The organism is Natrinema sp. CRL1, from assembly GCF_059162405.1.
In genome coordinates, this window is record NZ_JBLVOY010000004.1 from 92994 (window position 1) to 110745 (window position 17752).

General features: G+C 65.1%; 20 protein-coding genes. 9 read left to right on the forward strand and 11 right to left on the reverse strand.

Going from position 1 to position 17752, the window contains the following annotated elements; genetic code table 11:
• The first annotated feature begins 39 nt into the window (after positions 1-39).
• The gene (locus tag ACJYUO_RS14585) at positions 40-675 is read left to right on the forward strand and encodes a rubrerythrin family protein (RefSeq protein ID WP_494346085.1); all 636 of its coding nucleotides are present in this window, start codon (positions 40-42) and stop codon (positions 673-675) included.
• 167 nt (positions 676-842) lie between these two features.
• On the opposite strand, the gene ACJYUO_RS14590 is transcribed toward ACJYUO_RS14585, so the two are convergent.
• The 3 genes from ACJYUO_RS14590 to thiE form a co-directional block, all read right to left on the reverse strand.
• Entirely contained in the window at positions 843-1115 is a 273-nt protein-coding gene (locus ACJYUO_RS14590) for a DUF7553 family protein (RefSeq protein WP_494346086.1), read from the reverse strand.
• Between the two features lie 92 nt (positions 1116-1207).
• Positions 1208-2038 carry a hydroxyethylthiazole kinase gene (gene thiM / locus ACJYUO_RS14595; protein ID WP_494346087.1) on the reverse strand — a complete coding sequence of 277 codons (831 nt, stop codon included), beginning with the start codon at positions 2036-2038 and terminating at the stop codon, positions 1208-1210.
• Entirely contained in the window at positions 2035-2700 is a 666-nt protein-coding gene (gene thiE, locus ACJYUO_RS14600; protein ID WP_494346088.1) for a thiamine phosphate synthase, read from the reverse strand. The genes thiM and thiE overlap by 4 nt, the downstream gene beginning before the upstream one ends.
• Positions 2701-2820: 120 nt before the next feature.
• On the opposite strand from thiE, the gene ACJYUO_RS14605 reads away from it, so the two are divergent.
• Positions 2821-3507 (forward strand): haloacid dehalogenase type II, encoded by a 687-nt coding sequence (locus tag ACJYUO_RS14605; RefSeq protein WP_494346089.1) that lies wholly within the window; start codon positions 2821-2823, stop codon positions 3505-3507.
• 34 nt (positions 3508-3541) lie between these two features.
• Here the strand turns inward: ACJYUO_RS14605 and ACJYUO_RS14610 are convergent, their stop codons facing one another.
• Complete coding sequence (locus tag ACJYUO_RS14610) at positions 3542-4153, reverse strand: GNAT family N-acetyltransferase (protein ID WP_494346090.1); 612 nt, start codon at positions 4151-4153, stop codon at positions 3542-3544.
• 361 nt (positions 4154-4514) lie between these two features.
• Between ACJYUO_RS14610 and htpX the strand changes: the two genes are divergently transcribed.
• The 5 genes from htpX (at position 4515) to radA (ending at position 10541) form a co-directional block, all read left to right on the forward strand.
• Positions 4515-5402 (forward strand): zinc metalloprotease HtpX, encoded by an 888-nt coding sequence (htpX, locus tag ACJYUO_RS14615; protein ID WP_494346091.1) that lies wholly within the window; start codon positions 4515-4517, stop codon positions 5400-5402.
• Between the two features lie 24 nt (positions 5403-5426).
• Positions 5427-6077, forward strand: coding sequence for a PspA-associated protein PspAB (pspAB, locus tag ACJYUO_RS14620; RefSeq protein ID WP_494346092.1), 651 nt, complete (start codon positions 5427-5429; stop codon positions 6075-6077).
• Positions 6078-6432: 355 nt separating this feature from the next.
• Positions 6433-8058: a sensor histidine kinase gene (locus tag ACJYUO_RS14625; RefSeq protein ID WP_494346093.1), complete on the forward strand. Its 1626-nt coding sequence runs from the start codon at positions 6433-6435 to the stop codon at positions 8056-8058.
• 101 nt (positions 8059-8159) lie between these two features.
• A complete protein-coding gene (locus ACJYUO_RS14630) occupies positions 8160-9368 on the forward strand; it encodes an outer membrane protein assembly factor BamB family protein (protein ID WP_494346094.1) in 1209 nt (402 codons plus the stop codon).
• A gap of 141 nt (positions 9369-9509) precedes the next feature.
• Positions 9510-10541, forward strand: a complete 1032-nt coding sequence (gene radA, locus ACJYUO_RS14635; protein ID WP_494346095.1) for a DNA repair and recombination protein RadA — start codon at positions 9510-9512, stop codon at positions 10539-10541.
• 252 nt (positions 10542-10793) lie between these two features.
• Here the strand turns inward: radA and sufU are convergent, their stop codons facing one another.
• The 7 genes from sufU to ACJYUO_RS14670 all read right to left on the reverse strand — a co-directional run bounded on the left by sufU (position 10794) and on the right by ACJYUO_RS14670 (position 15759).
• Positions 10794-11216, reverse strand: a complete 423-nt coding sequence (gene sufU / locus ACJYUO_RS14640; protein ID WP_494346096.1) for a Fe-S cluster assembly sulfur transfer protein SufU — start codon at positions 11214-11216, stop codon at positions 10794-10796.
• A gap of 296 nt (positions 11217-11512) precedes the next feature.
• Positions 11513-11962 carry a response regulator gene (locus tag ACJYUO_RS14645; protein ID WP_494346097.1) on the reverse strand — a complete coding sequence of 150 codons (450 nt, stop codon included), beginning with the start codon at positions 11960-11962 and terminating at the stop codon, positions 11513-11515.
• Between the two features lie 200 nt (positions 11963-12162).
• Entirely contained in the window at positions 12163-13410 is a 1248-nt protein-coding gene (locus ACJYUO_RS14650) for an aminotransferase class V-fold PLP-dependent enzyme (protein WP_494346098.1), read from the reverse strand.
• A gap of 364 nt (positions 13411-13774) precedes the next feature.
• Positions 13775-14635 (reverse strand): sensor domain-containing protein, encoded by an 861-nt coding sequence (locus ACJYUO_RS14655; RefSeq protein WP_494346099.1) that lies wholly within the window; start codon positions 14633-14635, stop codon positions 13775-13777.
• Positions 14632-15012 carry a DUF7521 family protein gene (locus ACJYUO_RS14660; RefSeq protein WP_494346100.1) on the reverse strand — a complete coding sequence of 127 codons (381 nt, stop codon included), beginning with the start codon at positions 15010-15012 and terminating at the stop codon, positions 14632-14634. Before ACJYUO_RS14660 ends, ACJYUO_RS14655 begins: the two co-directional genes overlap by 4 nt.
• A 76-nt stretch (positions 15013-15088) precedes the next feature.
• Positions 15089-15412 (reverse strand): DUF7521 family protein, encoded by a 324-nt coding sequence (locus ACJYUO_RS14665; protein WP_494346101.1) that lies wholly within the window; start codon positions 15410-15412, stop codon positions 15089-15091.
• A gap of 5 nt (positions 15413-15417) precedes the next feature.
• Positions 15418-15759 (reverse strand): ArsR/SmtB family transcription factor, encoded by a 342-nt coding sequence (locus ACJYUO_RS14670; protein ID WP_494346102.1) that lies wholly within the window; start codon positions 15757-15759, stop codon positions 15418-15420.
• A gap of 102 nt (positions 15760-15861) precedes the next feature.
• On the opposite strand from ACJYUO_RS14670, the gene ACJYUO_RS14675 reads away from it, so the two are divergent.
• Together ACJYUO_RS14675 and ACJYUO_RS14680 are read left to right on the forward strand one after the other, a co-directional pair.
• Positions 15862-16845 carry an ABC transporter ATP-binding protein gene (locus ACJYUO_RS14675; RefSeq protein ID WP_494346103.1) on the forward strand — a complete coding sequence of 328 codons (984 nt, stop codon included), beginning with the start codon at positions 15862-15864 and terminating at the stop codon, positions 16843-16845.
• Positions 16842-17717, forward strand: coding sequence for an ABC transporter permease subunit (locus ACJYUO_RS14680; RefSeq protein ID WP_494346104.1), 876 nt, complete (start codon positions 16842-16844; stop codon positions 17715-17717). Before ACJYUO_RS14675 ends, ACJYUO_RS14680 begins: the two co-directional genes overlap by 4 nt.
• Positions 17718-17752: the final 35 nt, after the last annotated feature.

Here is a 17752-nt window from a genome sequence, read left to right on the forward strand (position 1 = left end):
CACGATAAACCTAACCCGCGGCCGCCCGAAGCCCACCCTATGACCGATTCGGACACGTTCGTCGAGACCGTCAGCGAAGACAACCAGACCGCGCTCTCGCGGCTCGGATCCTCGAAGTCGCTGTACGCCGACACCGGCGGCGAGATCGACACCGAACCCGTCCTCGAGGCGACCGCCGACGCCGAATACGCAGCTTGGCAGACGTTCCTCGCGTGGGCCGACGACGAGGCCAACGACGAGGCCCGCGAAGCCTTCGAAGCCACGGCCGACGAGGAGCAAGACCACTACGAGACCGTCGACGGGAAACTCGACGATGACGAGTACGAGCCGACCGATACCCCGCAACTCCACGAGTATCTCCGCGAGCAGGATGACACCGTCTCCCGCACCGGCGCACTCGTCGGCCGCATCCTCGCGAGCCAGCGCTCGAAAGACCAGGTCGTCGGCTACTTCGTCGGCGACGCCGACCCCCAGACCGCCAGCCTGTTTCGGGGCTTCGGCGAGGATTTAGACGACCAACTCGAGCGCGCGACCGACCTTCTCGAGGCGGTCTGCGAAGACGACGAGGACTGGGAACGCGCACGGGAGGCCGCGACGGGGGCGATTCAGGCCGCCTACGACGAGTACGTCGAGACGCTCGAGGGGATGGGCGCGAACCCGAAGCCGGTTTGCTAACGCGAGCGGCATCGCAGTTCCGTTCCGAGAGCGGGCCGCTCTCGGCTATCGAAGGCGGTTCAGCGCAGCCACCTCTATTCGAATAGCAACGTCGCGGATCGAAGAGTCCGATTCCTCGCTCGGCACCTGCTCTCTCGATCCGCGAAAAAACGACCGTTCTCGAGCCCTCAGACGCCTTCGAGCGTCGACCGGTGCTCGGTAATCGCCTCGAGCGCGTCGTCGATCGACGCCGCAACGTCGCCGCCCTCGTCGTCGGCGATGTCTTTCAGGATGTGTTCGTGGCGCGCGAGTTGGCCGTGGTCCGGACCGTTGTCGGCCGTGGCGTAGTCTTCGAACTTCGCCGCTTGGTTCTGAAGTCGGTCCCGTGCCTCGTCGTCGGACGCGGCCGTCGCCGCCTCCTCGATCGACTCGGCCGCATTCTCGAGGTCATCTCGAGCCATAGTCGACAGTTCACGCGGTGGTATTAAAACGGTTTCAGTACGATCCCGAGAACTGGAAGTTCCGGCGGCAGAGATCGTCCCCTCGGACCGACTCAGAGGACCCGTTCGATCCGCTCCTCGAGGTCGATGTCCGAAACGACCTCGCCGGTGACGCCCGCGACGGCGTCGCGGAAGTTCGTCCGGTAGCTGCCCGGCCCCGCGTGGTCCATCTCGGCCGCGCGCTCGCCGGCGATGCCAAAGGCGAGCGTAGCGTGGACGGCGGCCTCACGGTCATCCTCGAGCGCGCCACAGAAGGTCGCGACGGTCGCGCCGAGCATGCAGCCGGTGCCGACGACCTCGCCGAGCATCTCGTGACCGGCAGCGACTCGAACCGCGCCGTCGGCGTCCGCGACGACGTCAGCGACGCCCGAGGCGACGACGACCGCGCCGGTCGATTCGGCGAGAGATTGGGCAGTCTTCTCGATCTCGTCGTAATCGCCGACGGATTCGACGCCTTTCACGTCGGCTTCGACACCGGCGAGCGCGCTGATTTCACCGTAGTTACCCTTGATGACGGCGAAGTCGATCGCCGAGAGAAGACTCTCGGCGACCGCCTCGCGCGAGGGCGTCGAACCGACGCCGACGGGGTCGAGGACGACCGGGATTCCGCGCTCGTTCGCTTTCCGGGCGGCCTCGTGCATGGCCTCGACGCGGGCGTCGGGAACCTGTCCGATGTTGATCGTGATCGCGCGCGCGAGTTCGGCCATCTCGCCGGCGTCCCCGAAGGAGTCGGCCATCACCGGCAGCCCGCCCCAGTGCAGCGTCAGGTTCGCCACGTCGTTGATCGTCACCGTGTTGGTCAGGTGCTGGACGAGCGGCTCCGTCTCCCGAACCGCGCGGACCGAGTCCGCGAGGTCGGCGGCGGCCGTGTCTGTCACGCTCATTGTCCGTTACCTCCGACGTCGACTGCCTTCGTCGTTTCGGCGGCGCGAGCAAGCGCTTCGGTCGCACCTTTCGGATCCGGGGCTGCCGTGATCTCGGAGATGACGGCGACGCCCGCGGCACCCGCGTCGACGACCGGGGCGGCGTTGTCAACCGTGATCCCGCCGATCCCGACGATCGGGATCGAGACCGCGTCGGCGATGTCGGCGACCCGTTCCACCCCGATCCCGTCCTCGTCCGGCTCGACGTCCTTCGAGGACGTTCCATAGACCGCGCCGACGCCGAGGTAGTCCGCCCCCTCGGCTTCCGCATTCCGGGCGTCCGCGACCGTCGACGCCGAACAGCCGACAATCGCGTCCGGTCCCAGCAGATCGCGGGCAACCGCGACCGACAGGTCGGACTGGCCGACGTGGACCCCGTCGGCGTCGATCGCCCGCGCGATGTCGACGCGGTCGTTGACGATCAGCTCGACGCCCGCCGCGGCCGTGAGCTCGCGCAACTCGAGGCCGAGTTCGTACCGCGATCGGGCGCTCGTCTCCTTCTCGCGCAGTTGGACGACGTCGATACCGCCGTCGATCGCCGCGCGGACGACGTCGGGCGTCGACCAGTCAGCCGACAGCGACGCCTGCGTCACGAGATAGGTCCGCCAGTTCGAGGGATTCACGGAAGATACCAGTCGGTGGTCACACTAAGCGGCTTCGGTCGAGCATGCACGTCGGCGAGCGACTCCAGCGCAGCGACCCAATCGGCCGACGTTCTTAGTCCTCCGGGCCGTCTATCTGCTATGGCGTTCGATACCGACCGCATCACGACAGTGACGTTCGATTCCTACAGCACGCTCGTCGACGTCGACGCGACCGCGGCCGCACTCACGGAGCACACCGCCGTCGACGATCCGGCCGCCGTCTCGCAGACGTGGCGAGAGCGGTCGATGCAGTATACGCTCGTCGCGAACCACCTCGAGGAGTACGAGACGTTCTACGAGATCAATCGCGACGCGCTCGCGTACGCCCTCGAGGCACACGGGATCGACGTGACTGCCGACGAGCGCGAGGAAATCCTCTCAGTCTACCACGAACTCGAGGTCTTCGACGACGTTCGCGAGAGCATCGAGCGGTTGCACGAGGCCGGCTACGACACGTACGTCCTCTCGAACGGGAATCCGGAAATGCTCGATTCGATGGTCGACCACGCCGGAATCGACGACCTCGTGGCGGATACGATCAGTGCCGACGAACTCGAGACGTTCAAACCAGACCCGGCTCTCTACCGCCACGCCGCCGGGCGGACGGGAACGCCGATCGACGAGCTCGTCCACGTTTCGGCGCTCTGGTTCGACGTGCAGGGCGCGATTCACGCAGGGATGCAGGGCGTCTGGCTCGATCGGAAGGGGAACCCGTGGGACCCCTTCGGCAGCGAACCGGATCTGATAACCGAGGGGCTCGCGGAACTGGCGGACCGGTTGTGCTGAGTGTGGTGAAATAGGTCCGCACGCGAGTGTCGCGCTACGACCGCGACGGCTCGAGCGACTCCATCCCTGTCCGCACAAGCGACTCCCAATCCTCGTCCTCGCGGACCGCCGGAAACGGCCGCGGTTGGTCCGGCGTGTCGGACTTCTCGGCGAGGGGCCGTCGCCACCACGCAACGTCCTGCCAGTCGTCTTGCGTATAGCCGATTCGCGGGAAATCGACCAGTCGCTCGAATCCCAGCCGCTCGTGGAACCGCTCGGTTTCGGGGTTCGGAACCGTCGTCACGGCGTAGGCGTCCCGGATTCCCTGCCGCTCGAGGACGGCAAACAGAGATTCATAGAGCGCGCGACCCACCCCGGACTGGCGAGCCGACTCGGCGACGTAAACCGACAGCTCGACGACCCACTGGTAGGCGCGGCGCTTGCGCAGCGGTCCTGCGTAGGCGTAGCCGACGACATCGCCGTCGATCTCGAAGACCAGCCACGGGTGCTCCTCGAGGGTCGACTCGATTCGATCGGCCAGTTCCGCCTCGCCGGGCGGCGTCTCCTCGAAGGTGACCGCCGTGGATTCACAGAACGGGGCGTAGATGTCTCGGACGGCGGCCGCGTCCGCCGCGGTCGCGACGCGAATTCGCGTGTCGGACTCCATGGGCTGGGATTCCCACGGGCGGAAAATAAGTTCGCTGAAGCCCGCTCGAGTGACGCCCTCGAGGGTGGGCGCGAGTGCGATGAGACTCGAGGCGATTCGAAACGGGACACCTGCGGTCGAGTCTGTGCCGGCCGCTTCGTAACGACCGGATTTTGCGACGCGAACCAGAGACGGGGTTTGAAACACTCAGACGACCGTCAGACAGAGGACGTTTCGTTCCCGTCAGACGGGACTCCGTCACACGGTCTCCATGCGAAACGAAGGGGTTGTACTCGTCGACAGCAGCGAATGTATGTGAGGATACATATTGCGTGCTGTGGTATCGGTGATACTTATTCCGTCGCGTCCCGTAGGTGCGAATATGAACTGGCAGGCGGACTGGGGATTGCGACTTCGAATGTTCGTGACGATGTTTCTGCTGTTCGCGCTGTACATCGTCTTCGCCGGCGTGATCACGGCCTACGTCGGCGGCGGGCTGTTGCTCTTCGGGCTGTTCTTCGGCGGGTTCTCGCTCGTCCAGTACTACTTCAGCGACACGCTCACCCTCCGAAGCATGGGCGCGAAGACGGTCTCGGCCGACGAGTATCCAGAACTGCACGCGTCGATTGAACGGCTCTCACAGCAGGCCGACCTCCCGAAACCGAAGGTCGCGGTCGTCGACTCCAAGGTACCGAACGCCTTTGCGACCGGGCGCAACCAGAAAAACGCGGCCGTCTGCGTGACGACGGGGATCATGCGGACGCTCGAGCAGGACGAACTCGACGGCGTCCTCGCTCACGAACTGGCCCACGTCAAGAACCGCGATATGATGGTGATGACCATCGCCTCGTTCCTCTCGACCATCGCGTTCATGATGGTCCGCTGGGGCGCGTTCTTCGGCGGCGGTCACGGCCGCGGGCGGGAAGGTGGAGGCGGCGGCATCATCGTTGCAATCCTCGTCTCGCTGGTCGTCTGGATCATCAGCTACCTGCTCATCCGGGCGCTCTCGCGGTACCGCGAGTACGCCGCCGACCGGGGCGCGGCCGCGATCACCGGCAATCCGTCCGCGCTCGCCTCCGCACTCCTGAAGATTTCGGGCGAGATGGATAAGGTCCCCAAAGACGACATGCGCGAGGAAGCCGAGATGAACGCCTTCTTTATCATCCCGATCAAGTCCGGCGTCGTCGCCCGCCTGTTCTCGACCCACCCGCCGACGGAGAAACGCGTCGAACAGCTCCGGAGCCTCGAGCGCGAAATGCAGACCTTCTAAGGGGTGGCCCTCACTACTCGAGACATGGGACTACTGGACGGACTCCGCGCTATCCTCGGGTCGCGCGCCGAGACCGACGCCGGACGCGACGCCGACCCCGACGACCTCTTCGGGATGAGCACCGCCTACCTCACGATGGCGGCCGATCTGGGCTACGAGTCGCTCGATGTCGGCGCGCTCTGCTTTTCCGGCGTCGACTCGACCGATTTCCGGAACGCCGTCGACGAGGTCGAAGCGATCCTCGAGGCCGGCCGGGAGGAGACGGGGACGGAGTTTTCGGTCACGAGCGACGACCACGGCTACCACTGGGTCGTCCTCGCGGACGACGACCCGGAGGACCTGATCACGAGCATGCACTTCGCGGCGGACACGTTCATCGAACACGGCTACGGCTCGCGGCTGCTGGCGGCCGTCTTCGCGTACGAAAAGCGCGGCGGCGCGTTGGGTACTCGAGACGGCGGGGAATCCGCCGGCGCGGGCGAACCGGCGTACTGGATCTATTCGTTCCGCCGCGGGCGCTTCTACCCCTTCGTCCCGAAATCCGGCCGGGAGCGGGACTCGAGCGCGGAGTTTACCCTCGAGTCGGCCTTGGACGGCGAACTCGAGATCGAGCGCGAGAAGGAGTACTGGTACCCGCTCTGGCCCAGCGAGGGCGGGACCCATCCCTGGGAGTGATGGCTCGCGATTCCGGAATGGAGAGTCGGACTTGACGCGATCGGTGTCCCGTCACTCGGTTTCGTCCGCTCGGTCGACGGACCCCCAAATCGTGTAGGAGTCACCGGTATTGCGGACCCGCGCATACGGAGACGTACGCGGCAGGAAGCCACATCAAATCCACATCATCACAACTGCGCCATACACCAGTTGCTCCCTTTTCCTGCCGCTCTCTCGATTCCGACCAGTCTCGGACTCGGACAGAGTCGCCCGAGTCCACCGCAGAGAGCGTCGAGTGTATTGTCCCTTATCTTACATCAAGCCAGTGAGCCTATATTCGCGGCTCTATATATCCGATTAACTTCTGAGGGGTTCGATGAAGGTCACTTCAAATCGGTTTGTCGGCCGGCTGATCACCGTGATCGGCGGCCTCCTCACCATCCTTCATCTCGTCAACGTCATCAGGTTCGAGACGACGCCCGCGCAGGTGCTCATCAACGGTGCCCCGGTCCTCCTCTCGATAGTCGTGGCGATCGCTGGCGCGTTGCTCGCTCGAGACCGACTGGTCCCGAATCAGTTCGTCGGCCGGCTGCTAGCGTGGGCGGGTGCCGGCGTGCTAGCGGTCTCGACGCTGGGCGCATGGCTGCTCGGGTCGGCCGTCATTATCGGGATCCCGCTGGTCGATCCGTTCGTTCCGATGCTCAACGTCGGGACGTTCGGTTCCCTCGTCGGCTTGCTGGTCGGCGTCTACGACGTTCGGGGACTCGAGCGACAGCAGTCCATCGAGCGGCTGAATCGCATCAACGACACGATCCGAATCGCGACCCAAGAAGTAGTGAGCGAGACCGACCGGGCCGACCTCGAGCAGGCCGTCTGTGATCGGTTGAGCGAGTCGGAACCCTACGAGGGCGTCTGGATCGGGCGGTACGAAGACGGCACAGAGCGCGTTCGTCCCGCCGCGTGGGCCGGCTTGGACGACGAATACGTCGAGTCGATCACCGTCACCGTCGACGACAGCCCGACTGGCGAGGGTGCCGGGGGTCGCGCCATCGAGACGGGAAAGATACAGTGTGTCCCGGACGTCTTTGCCGACCCGACGATGGAGCCGTGGTGGGACTTACTCGAGAGCCGCGGTATGCAGTCGTTGGCCGTCGTGCCGATCGTCCACGACGAGACCGTCTACGGCTTCTTCAGTATCTACGCGGACCGGCAGAACGTCTTTGACGAATACGAACAGGAGGTGCTCACGGAACTCGGCGAGACGATCGGTCACGCCGTCGCGTCGATCGAAGCCAGACAGCGGCTGGCAGCCCACGAGCGCGAACTCGCCAGACAGAACGAGCAGTTGGATGCGTTCGCCGGCGTCGTCTCCCACGACCTCCGAAACCCGCTGAACGTTGCGACGGGACATCTCGAGCTCGCGCGCGAACAGCGAGACGGCGATGGAAACGGGGATGGGGAGGGAGTAGACGGGAACCTGGCCCGGGTCGCGGAGGCGTTAGACCGTATGGAAGACCTCATTCAGGACCTGCTAACGCTCTCGCGACGGGGAAAAACGGTCGACGAATGCCGTCCCATCACGCTTCAGCCCACCGTCGACAGGGCGTGGTCGACGATCGAAGCGTCCGAGGCGAGGCTTCGCATCGACGGCGATCTCGGGACGATATCCTGCGACCGAAAACGGCTGCGACAACTGCTCGAGAACCTGTTTCGCAACAGTATCGAACACGCCGGGCCGGACGTGACCGTCACCGTTCGGCGAACGGACGACGGGTTCGTCGTCGAAGACGACGGGTCCGGAATCCCGCCCGAGGAGCGCCAGACGGTGTTCGAGATGGGGTACACGACGAACGCCGACGGAACCGGGTTCGGGCTCAACATCGTCCGAAGCATCGCCGACGCCCACGGGTGGGACGTTTCGGTCGGCGAGAACCGCGACGGCGGTGCCCGCTTCGAGTTCTCCGGCGTCGAGGCGGCCGACTCGACTGTGCGCGCCGCCTGACGTCTTCGATTCGGCTCCCGACTCGATCGGCCACCCGTCCGATCGGCAGTCGGGTCGCTGTTCCACATCCATTATACCGGTTCGTTCGGTACTTCCGGCCAGTGACGGAGTGGAACCAGTACAAAGGCGATTCGCGAAACTCGGGGCTCCGGCGCGACATCGAGGGACCCGCCCGAGTCGAGCGGGCGTGGACGGCCGACCTCGTCGGACCGGTCGGCTCACCGGTCCTCGACCGCGACACCGTCTACGTCGGGACGAACCGCGGGAACTGCTACGCCCTCGAGCGGGAGACCGGTCGCCGTCGGTGGGTGTTCGAGACGCAGAGTGCGACCGACGCGGCACCGGTCGTCGACCGCGATCGGCTGTATCTGGGGACGGCGGACGGCACCGTCCGCGCGCTCGATATCAGTACCGGCAAGGCGGAGTGGCAAGCAGAGCTTCCGGGGGCCCTCGAGGCCCCGCTCGCGCTCTCGGAGGGGCGGCTCTATGCCGGCCACGCGGCCGGTCTCTCCGCGCTCGAGGCCGGGACCGGAACTGAACTGTGGACCCACGAGACCGAGTCAGCCGTCGTCGGTTCGCCCGCGATCGCCGACGGACGGGAGGGAGAGCAGCGCCGGTCGGCACTGGAAGGGAAGCCCGACGACAAGGCGCTCGAGTCGATGGATTCGGACCTGCTCGCGGCGGAACGCGAGCAGGAACCGGATCGGCGGTGGGCAACGACGGAAGAGCGAGCCTTCATCGGGACCGCAGACGGGACAGTGGTGTCGCTCGAGGCAGAAACCGGGGAAGAAGTCTGGACGGCACCCGTTGGCGGCACCGTCGTGGCCGGGCCGACGATCGCCGACGGGCGGGTCTACGTCGGCGACGACGAGGGCACGATGGTCGCGCTAGACGCCGCCACGGGCCAGACGTGGTTCACCTACGAGATCCGCGACGGCTTTACCACCTCGGCGACCGTGCTCCCGGCCGCGGAGACGAGCTTTATCGGGGCCGCAGACGGCTACTGCCACGTCACCGATACGACCGTCGGCCGGCGCAAACTGCGCGGTTGGCTGTTCTCGCGGAAAGGAATCGAACTCGACGGGCCGGCCAGTTCCTGTCCCGTCGTCGCGGGCGACGTGCTCTGTATCGGCGATACGAGCGGGTCACTCTACGGCATCGATGCCACCGATCCCGAGCCCTACTGGCACGTCGCCGCCGACGACGCCATCCGGGGAACGCCGGCGATCGCACCGGAACGACTCTACGTCGGCAGCGACGACGAACGGCTCTACTGTCTCGAGTGGGACGCTGGCGAGTCGCTCCACTGAGCGTCCGCGATACGCGGTCCGACGCGCCTTCCTTCCTAAACCCACTGCTGGCGTTTCCATTCATCCCGCTGCTTGCCGGCACTTTCACTTTCACTTCCCTGTTAACGAGGGTTTATGGGGGGTCCGGCACAAGCAGGGAGTATGCCCGAATCAGATCTCGAGGAACTCCCCGGCGTCGGACCGGCGACCGCAGACAAACTTCACGACGCAGGCTTTGACTCCTATCAGAGCCTCGCTGTCGCCGCCCCATCGGAACTGTCGAACACGGCCGACGTCGGCGAGTCCACGGCCGCGGACATCGTCCGCGCCGCCCGCGGTGCCGCCGACATCGGCGGCTTCGAAACCGGCTCGACAGTACTCGAGCGACGGAACGAAATCGGCAAGCTGAGCTGGCACATCGACGAGGTCGACGACCTGCTCGGCGGCGGCATCGAAACGCAGTCAATCACCGAAGTCTACGGCGAGTTCGGTGCCGGCAAGTCCCAGGTCACCCACCAGATGGCCGTCAACGTCCAGCTCCCACAGGAGGTCGGCGGGCTCCACGGCAGCGCCATCTTCATGGACAGCGAGGACACCTTCCGGCCCGAGCGGATCGACGACATGGTCCGCGGACTGCCCGACGACGCTATCAACGCGACGCTCGAGGACCGGGAGATCGAGGGTTCGGCCGACGACGAGGACGCCGTCGACGCACTCGTCGAGGACGTTCTCGAGAAGATTCACGTCGCGAAGGCGTTCAACTCCAACCACCAGATGCTGCTCGCCGAGAAGGCAAAGGAACTCGCGGGCGAACACGAGGACTCGGAGTACCCCGTTCGGCTGCTCTGTGTCGACTCGCTGACCGCCCACTTCCGCGCGGAGTACGTCGGTCGTGGCGAACTCGCGGATCGACAGCAGAAGCTCAACAAGCACCTCCACGACCTCGACAAGGTCGGCAACCTCTACAATGCGGCCGTCATCGTCACCAACCAGGTCGCCTCGAACCCCGACTCCTACTTCGGCGACCCGACCCAGCCGATCGGTGGCAACATCCTCGGCCACAAGTCCACCTTCCGGATCTACCTGCGCAAGTCCAAAGGCGACAAGCGGATCGTCCGACTGGTCGACGCGCCGAACCTCGCCGACGGCGAGGCCGTCATGCGCGTCCAGGACGAAGGCCTGAAGCCCGAATAGAGCGACCGGTCGCGACGGATTCCCGATTTCGTTTTTCGACTCGAGAAAGTACTTCCCGCGAGTGAGAGGTGTGGATATAGGCACATATCGCCCCGATTCGACACCGCTCGCGCTTCTGCTTAGGTAAACGAACACGTACGAGGTCGGCCCTGAGCGGTGACGCAACCAGCAACGCGCTCCGAGAATCAGTAGCGACGATCGGGAAAAGAACGCGACGCTCGATGTTCGGGGTCCGCCGGAAACGGAGCGGCGTCAGTCGTCTTCGGTCGTCGTCTTCTCTACGTCGAGGTCGCCCTGATAGATCTCCGCGCCGTCCTGTGCCACCTTCTCGGCCAGCACCGCACATTTGACCCGCATCGGCGAGATGTCGACGCCGAGCATGTCGATTACGTCCTCGCGGTCCATCTCGTGGAGTTCCTCGAGGGTCTTGCCGGCGAGTTTCCCCGAGAGCATGCTGGCGGAGGCCTGACTGATCGCACAGCCGTCGCCTTGGAACGCGACCCGCTCGATCGTCACCTCGTCGTCGGCGAGCACGACATCCATGCGAATTTCGTCGCCACACATCGGGTTCTCGCCGACGTGGGTGAACGTGGGATCCTCGAGCTCCCCGTAGTTACGGGGGTTCTTGTAGTGGTCGAGGATCTGCTGTCGGTACATATCGGAGCCCAGTCCCATCGTTAGAAACGGATAGGTGAGTGAGTTGTAAAAGGGTTCCGGGGGGCGACACGGGCGGTCACGGGAGCGTTCTGTGACTTCGGTGTCGACCCGGATCAGGGGCCGGCGGCGCGTCGTCGAAAGAGGCCGAACACAGAGTGAACTGCCTCGAGCACCGGCAAACGAGCTCACCGGGAGACAGAAACGTGCGATCTGCGAGCACCCTGCGGCACGGAAGACGAGCGGCAGCGATCAATCATCGCCCGCGACGAGTTCGTCGCCGGCGTTCGGTCGCGAACTCGCAGGTCGGCGGCTCACTACGCTGTCTTCTGTACGATCGCGAACCAGAACTCCTCGACTGACTGTACGAACTCGACGAAGTCCTCGGGTTCGACCGGCTTCTGCATGTAGGTGTCCGCCTCGAGGCCGTGAGATTGGACGACCTTCTCGCCGGCGTCCGAACTCGTGAGCACGACGACCGGGATCTCGTCGAGCGCTGACTCGTTTTTCAGTTCCGAGAGGACGTCGATGCCGCTCTTGCCGGGGAGCTGTGGCTCGAGGAGGATGATATCCGGACGCGGTTCGGCTGCGTACTCGTTTCGCTGGCGGACGAAATCGAGCGCGGACTGCCCGTCGGAGACGGTATGGATGGTATTCAGGAGCTTCGCGTCCGTGAACTTCTCTTCGAAGAGCCGACTGTCGCCGGGGTTCGGCTCGACCAAGAGGATATCGATCGGTTCGTCCACCTGTTCGTCTTCCGTAGTCATCTGCACCACATATCGTATCCGCGGGTAAAACACCGAGGTAATCCCCAGTGAACAGTCGGTTTTCTCGAAATTACGAGCGAGCGTGTCTGTCAGGGAAGTTCGCTACCGTTCGCCTACGCGAACAGCTGACGCGCGTCTACGAAGCGGCTTCGCCGCTTCGAGCCTTGGCTCGCGTTGCTCGCCAAGACGTCCCTCGCGCGTCAGCTAAACAGCTGACGCGCGTCGTCGATGGCGTCGACCAACTTGTCGACTTCCGCCTTCGTATTGTAGACGTAGAAGGACGCTCGAGCCGACGCGGCGACCCCGAGCTTGTCGTGGAGCGGCTGGGTACAGTGGTCGCCCGCGCGGATCGCGACCGCGTGGTCGTTCATGATCGAGGCGAGGTCGTGGGCGTGGACGCTCTCGAGATTGAAGCCGACGAGGCCACCGCGTTCCGGCCCCGGCTCGGGGCCGTAGACCTCGACGTCCGGTTCCGCGGTCAGTTGTTCGTAGGCGTAGCGGGCGATCTCCTCCTCGTGGGCCCGAATGCGTTCCATACCGATCTCCTCGAGCCAGTCGATCGCGGCGACGAGGCCGACGGCTTCGGCGATCTGGGGGGTTCCGGGCTCGAACTTCCACGGGAGGTCGTCCCACGACGAGTCCTCGAAGGTGACCTTGCGGATCATGCCGCCGCCGTAGAGGTAGGGTTCCATTGCCTCGAGGATCTCCTGCTTGCCGTAGAGTGCACCGATGCCGGTCGGGCCGGCCATCTTGTGCCCGGAGAACGCATAGAAGTCGGCGTCGATGGCCTCGACGTCGACGGGCCGGTTGGGAACGGCCTGTGCGCCGTCGATAAACGCCAGCGCGTCGTGGTCGTGGGCGATGTCGACCAGTTCGGCAACGGGGTTGACGGTGCCGAGCGTGTTCGAGATGTGGACCGCCGAGAGCATCGCGGTGTCGTCGGTGATGCACTCGCGGGCGTGGTCCATATCGAGGCGGCCATCCTCGTCGACGCGGATGTACTTGACCTCAGCCCCGGTGCGCTTGCCGATCTGTTGCCACGTGACCAGCGAGGCGTGGTGTTCCATTTCGGTGAGGACGACCTCGTCACCGGGACCGAGTTCGTTCAACCCCCACGAGTACGCGACCAGGTTCTCCGCCTCGGTCGTGTTCTTGGTGAAGATGACCTCCTCACGACCGCCGCTCGCGCCGATGAACTCGGCAACGCGGTCGTGGGCCTCTTCGTAGGCGATCGAGGCTTCCTGGCTCAGGTGGTGAATGCCGCGGTGAACGTTGGCGTTGGACTCGCGGTAGTAGTCGCTCATCGCGTCGACGACCGGATCGGGCGTCTGCGTCGTCGCCGCGTTGTCGAGATAGACGAGTTGCTCGCCGTTGAACTCCCGCTGGAGGATCGGGAACTCGTCTCGGATCGCCCCGACGTCGAGCGACTCGAGGTTCTGTTGGCTCATTGGTGACTACCACGGACCGCACACAAAACACTCCTTCGGTCCGAACGTGGCCGATTTTTCCGGAATCGCGTCGAACCGGATTCGCTTGCCTCTGCGAGCGGAGCCGGGCGGAACGGAGCGGTTGCTACTCGAGCGCGAAAACGGAAGGGGGGGGGGGTGGAGTGGGGAGGGGAGGATGGGGATGGGAGGTCAACGGCAGGGGGAGTGGTGGGGGTACCCTGGTGGGTGCCCTGCCGCAGTAGCTATTTGGAGAGCGTCGGGGAAACCGGTATCTCCAAACAAGTTTGGTATCCGCCAGTCGGACAGTAAGTAGCTACTGGCCGTGACTCGGCTCGAGCCCTGACCCGTGGGATTCACTGGACCGCTACGTCGGCGGATCGGTAACGAGCGATGGCTGTGTGTTCCGAAGCAGGAGTGCCGTGTACCGCGCGTACAGCCACGCGACGGCGTTGAACAGGTGAAGGACGACGAGACCGACGAGGACGCCGACTGCCGAGACGGCCAGTGCTGCCCCGAGGGAGTCGACGTACAGCGAGATCAGTTCGCCGTCGGCGACCGAGAGCGTGACCGGGGCAACATCGATGATCCAGCCGTCGTGTTGGTACGTGAGTTCCGGGACGAACTCGATCGGGTCGCCGATGTGGATACCGACCAACTGATTCCGGTAGTGCAGTGGCGCGGCGACCAGTGCGTACGTGAACGTCCCCCCGAGGACGAGCAAAACGAACGAGGCGGTTCCGAGCACGAATTTACTGCACAGGTATCCGACTCCCTTCCACGTTCCGCGGTCGAAGACGAGTCGGCGAGCCCGCTCGCGGATGCTCGTAGCCGGCTCGGACAGCGGAATCTCGAGCGCGAGCAACCGATCGGCGAGGACCCGCTCGAGGGCGGTCAGTTCGATCGAAGCCAACAGGACGATAGCGACGAGCGGGCCGCCGATACAGAGCAAGACCAGCAACAGTGGGATCCCGGCGATCAGCAGCGCAAGCGGCTCCGAGGCAGCCATATCGACGAGCGCGAACCCGAGTCCGATCGGGATCGCCGCGCCGGTCACGAGGACGGTGAAGTAGCCGATCCCGAGCGGGAACGACAACAACAGGTACGCGATGTTCGCGTAAGTCTGCTTGCGGGCGACGACGCCGAAAAACCAGCGGCTCCACGCCCGAAGGCGGTCGAAGACGGTTCCGACTACGTCGAGTGACGATGATGTCGGTGTCGATTTCATGTCGAATCAGGCCTCCTGAACGAGCGAACGATGGCGAGCAGTCCGAGCAGGTGACAGACGGTGACGACGAGCAACACCGACGCATCGGTCGCGTCAGTTGCCCGGTCGAACGCATGGGAGAGCGCGAACGGGACGACAGTGAGGAAGGCGACGCCGACGGCCAGAAACAGCATCGGCCGGCTGTTATTGCGGGCATAGCCCCGGTAGGCCGTCCAGGCCACGACAGTGCCGAGCGCGGCACTGGCCAGGCCCGCAAAGAAGATCGTCGTCGCCTCGTCGAGACCGAGCACCGTCGACAGCGGCAGCTCGAGGACGGCGGTTTGGTCTCCGAGAACGGCGGTCGTGGTACCGCCGAATCCGTCGATACTCGCACTCATCGGACCCACCTCGAGTGCGTCGGGTGCGCCGTGGTCGACCGGTCGCACCTCGATATCATAGGGCCGCACCTCGATGTCACGGCCGGCCGTAGACGGTATAGAGGATCGCCACGAGGCCGGCGATCTCGCTGCTGCTCGCGAGGACGGTCGTCGTCACCGACGACGCACCGAACAGTGTCGGCAACAGGAACCGAAGGACCGTCGGCACCGCGGCGAGCAGCGAGATGCCGAGCGCGAGCCAAAGCAACGAGAGCCGGCGGACGTCCCGGTAGCCATCGTAGGACCGCTTTGCGATCCAGCAGGCGATCACGAACGCGGCAGCCTGGCCGAGGAAGACGGCGACGGCGATCGCTATCGATCCGCCCTCGCTCTCGACCGTCTGCAGTAGGGGTCCGAACATGGCGATCACAGATCCTCGAACAGCCGGGTAAACCGGTCAGCCGGATCTTCGTCGCGGCGGTACACGTCCATCTCCATCGAGCCCTCGGCGATCTCGATCGCCACGTGCTCGAGTCGCGTGCTGTAGGTCTTGTAGTGGTGTCCATCGGGATCGAGCTCTTGGTACTCCTCGAGGAACCCCTGGTCCGCGAGCCGCTCGATCCGCCGGTAGACCGTCGGCGGCGACGCGTCACAGCGGTCGGTGAGTCGGTCGACGGACATCGGTTCCTCGCTGGCGGCGATGAGGATGCGACGCGCGTACTCGTCTTCGAGCAAGGCGAGCACTTCTCGGTCCTCATCGTCTGGCATTGCGTCGTTCGTATGACAGGACAATATAAAAGACCCCACAATTTCCCGCGGTGAAATCGTGGCCCGTGGATTATACACCGGGCTGATGTAGCAGGTCTCGAGATGTCCGCGATCGATATATCCGGCTTGACAAAGGAGTACGGCGACCTCACGGCCGTCGACGACCTCGATCTCACCGTCGACGACGGCGAGGTGTTCGGCTTTCTCGGCCCGAACGGCGCGGGGAAGTCGACGACGATCAACATGCTGCTGGATTTTACCCGTCCGACGGCGGGGTCGGCGACGGTGCTCGGCTACGACGCGCAGGCGGAATCGGACGCGATCAGTCCTCGCGTGGGCGTGCTCCCGGAAGGATTCGACATCTACCCGCGGCTGTCGGGTCGACGCCACATCGAGTTCGCGGCCAAGACGAAAGCCGCTGACGACGATCCCGAGACGATCCTGCGCCGGGTCGGGCTCTCGGCCGACGACGCCGACCGCCCCGCCGGCGACTACTCCAAGGGGATGCGCCAGCGGCTCGCGACCGGCATGGCGCTGGTCGGTGACCCCGACCTGCTCATCATGGACGAGCCCTCGACCGGGCTCGATCCCCACGGCATCCGCGAGATGCAAGACCTCGTGCGAAGCGAGGCCGAGCGCGGGACGACCGTCTTCTTCTCGAGTCACATCTTAGAGCACGTCGAGGCGGTCTGTGACCGCGTCGGCGTCTTGAACGAGGGGCGACTCGTCGCGGTCGACACGATCGAAGGTCTCCGCGAAGAGATCGGCGGCGGCGCGACGATGACGCTGACGCTCGCAGATGGGACGGCAGAGGCACGAGAGGTCGCCGGCTCCGTTCCGGGGGTCACCGAACTCACCGCGTCCGGGCGCACCCTCGAGTGTACGATCACCGATCCGACGGCGAAAGCCGAGGTCGTGACCGCGCTCGCAGGCGCTGGGGCGACGATTCAAGACGTGCGGATCGAGGAGGTCTCCCTCGAATCGCTGTTCACCGCACTGACCAACGGCGACGAAGCCGAGCCGGCAGGCGATGCCGAGGCGCTCGGTGCCGGCGGGTCGGAGACGGAAACGGAGGTGGCGCGATGACATCGCATATTCCGACCGTCGCCCGCAAGGAGTTCGACGACGCCGGCCGGTCGAAGCTCCTCTGGTCGCTGATCGGGCTGCTCGTCGGCCTCGTCGTGATCGGCTACACCGCGATCTGGTACACGGTCGACGACGTGACCGCGGCCGAGGTGCTCAGCTTCGTCGGGACGCCGTTGCAGGTGATCATTCCCATCGCGGCGCTGATCGCGGGCTACATGGCCGTCGTCGGGGAGCGGCGCTCGGGGAGCATCAAGCTCCTGTTGGGGCTCCCGCCGAACCGGACCGACATCGTCTTCGGCAAACTGCTCGGCCGCACGGCCGTCGTCGGGCTCGCCGTCGGCCTCGCCTTCCTCGTCTCGCTCGTCCTCGGGGCCGCCCTCTTCGGCTCGGTCCCGTTCCTCGACTGGCTCGGCTTCGCCGCGGTGTCGCTGCTGTTCGGAACGACGTTCGTCGGACTCGCGGTCGGCGTCTCCGCCGGCGTCGCCACGCGGGGCAAGTCGATGGCGGTCGTCGTCGGCCTGTACATGGTGTTCATCGCCCTCTGGGAACTGCTCACCGCCGGGCCGTATTACCTCATCTACGACGAGGGACCGCCGGTCGAACCCGAGACGTGGTATCTGGTCCTCGACCAGTTCAACCCGATCTTCGCCTACACCAATCTGGCGAACACCATCGTCGAGGGCTCGATTTTCCCCTTCCAGTTCCAGTACGGTCTCCAGTCGACGGAGGCCTACGGGCTGACCCCCGCCGAGCGCTATCCGGGCGACGCGCCGTTTTACCTGCAAGACTGGTTCGGCCTCGTCGTCTTGCTGTTCTGGCTCGTCGTCCCCGTTGCGATCGGCTACTATCGGTTCCAGCGGGCGGACCTGTAGACATCTCGAGCCGAGGGCAAAAATCGATCGCCGAC

What these genes read in the sequence shown, in the direction of transcription:
- ACJYUO_RS14585 (WP_494346085.1), top strand. Translation starts at nt 40, where the DNA reads ATGACCGATTCGGACACGTTCGTCGAGACCGTCAGCGAAGACAACCAG.
- ACJYUO_RS14590 (WP_494346086.1), bottom strand. Translation starts at nt 1,115, where the DNA reads ATGGCTCGAGATGACCTCGAGAATGCGGCCGAGTCGATCGAGGAGGCG.
- thiM (WP_494346087.1), bottom strand. Translation starts at nt 2,038, where the DNA reads ATGAGCGTGACAGACACGGCCGCCGCCGACCTCGCGGACTCGGTCCGC.
- ACJYUO_RS14605 (WP_494346089.1), top strand. Translation starts at nt 2,821, where the DNA reads ATGGCGTTCGATACCGACCGCATCACGACAGTGACGTTCGATTCCTAC.
- ACJYUO_RS14610 (WP_494346090.1), bottom strand. Translation starts at nt 4,153, where the DNA reads ATGGAGTCCGACACGCGAATTCGCGTCGCGACCGCGGCGGACGCGGCC.
- htpX (WP_494346091.1), top strand. Translation starts at nt 4,515, where the DNA reads ATGAACTGGCAGGCGGACTGGGGATTGCGACTTCGAATGTTCGTGACG.
- pspAB (WP_494346092.1), top strand. Translation starts at nt 5,427, where the DNA reads ATGGGACTACTGGACGGACTCCGCGCTATCCTCGGGTCGCGCGCCGAG.
- ACJYUO_RS14625 (WP_494346093.1), top strand. Translation starts at nt 6,433, where the DNA reads ATGAAGGTCACTTCAAATCGGTTTGTCGGCCGGCTGATCACCGTGATC.
- radA (WP_494346095.1), top strand. Translation starts at nt 9,510, where the DNA reads ATGCCCGAATCAGATCTCGAGGAACTCCCCGGCGTCGGACCGGCGACC.
- sufU (WP_494346096.1), bottom strand. Translation starts at nt 11,216, where the DNA reads ATGGGACTGGGCTCCGATATGTACCGACAGCAGATCCTCGACCACTAC.
- ACJYUO_RS14645 (WP_494346097.1), bottom strand. Translation starts at nt 11,962, where the DNA reads ATGACTACGGAAGACGAACAGGTGGACGAACCGATCGATATCCTCTTG.
- ACJYUO_RS14650 (WP_494346098.1), bottom strand. Translation starts at nt 13,410, where the DNA reads ATGAGCCAACAGAACCTCGAGTCGCTCGACGTCGGGGCGATCCGAGAC.
- ACJYUO_RS14655 (WP_494346099.1), bottom strand. Translation starts at nt 14,635, where the DNA reads ATGAAATCGACACCGACATCATCGTCACTCGACGTAGTCGGAACCGTC.
- ACJYUO_RS14660 (WP_494346100.1), bottom strand. Translation starts at nt 15,012, where the DNA reads ATGAGTGCGAGTATCGACGGATTCGGCGGTACCACGACCGCCGTTCTC.
- ACJYUO_RS14665 (WP_494346101.1), bottom strand. Translation starts at nt 15,412, where the DNA reads ATGTTCGGACCCCTACTGCAGACGGTCGAGAGCGAGGGCGGATCGATA.
- ACJYUO_RS14670 (WP_494346102.1), bottom strand. Translation starts at nt 15,759, where the DNA reads ATGCCAGACGATGAGGACCGAGAAGTGCTCGCCTTGCTCGAAGACGAG.
- ACJYUO_RS14675 (WP_494346103.1), top strand. Translation starts at nt 15,862, where the DNA reads ATGTCCGCGATCGATATATCCGGCTTGACAAAGGAGTACGGCGACCTC.
- ACJYUO_RS14680 (WP_494346104.1), top strand. Translation starts at nt 16,842, where the DNA reads ATGACATCGCATATTCCGACCGTCGCCCGCAAGGAGTTCGACGACGCC.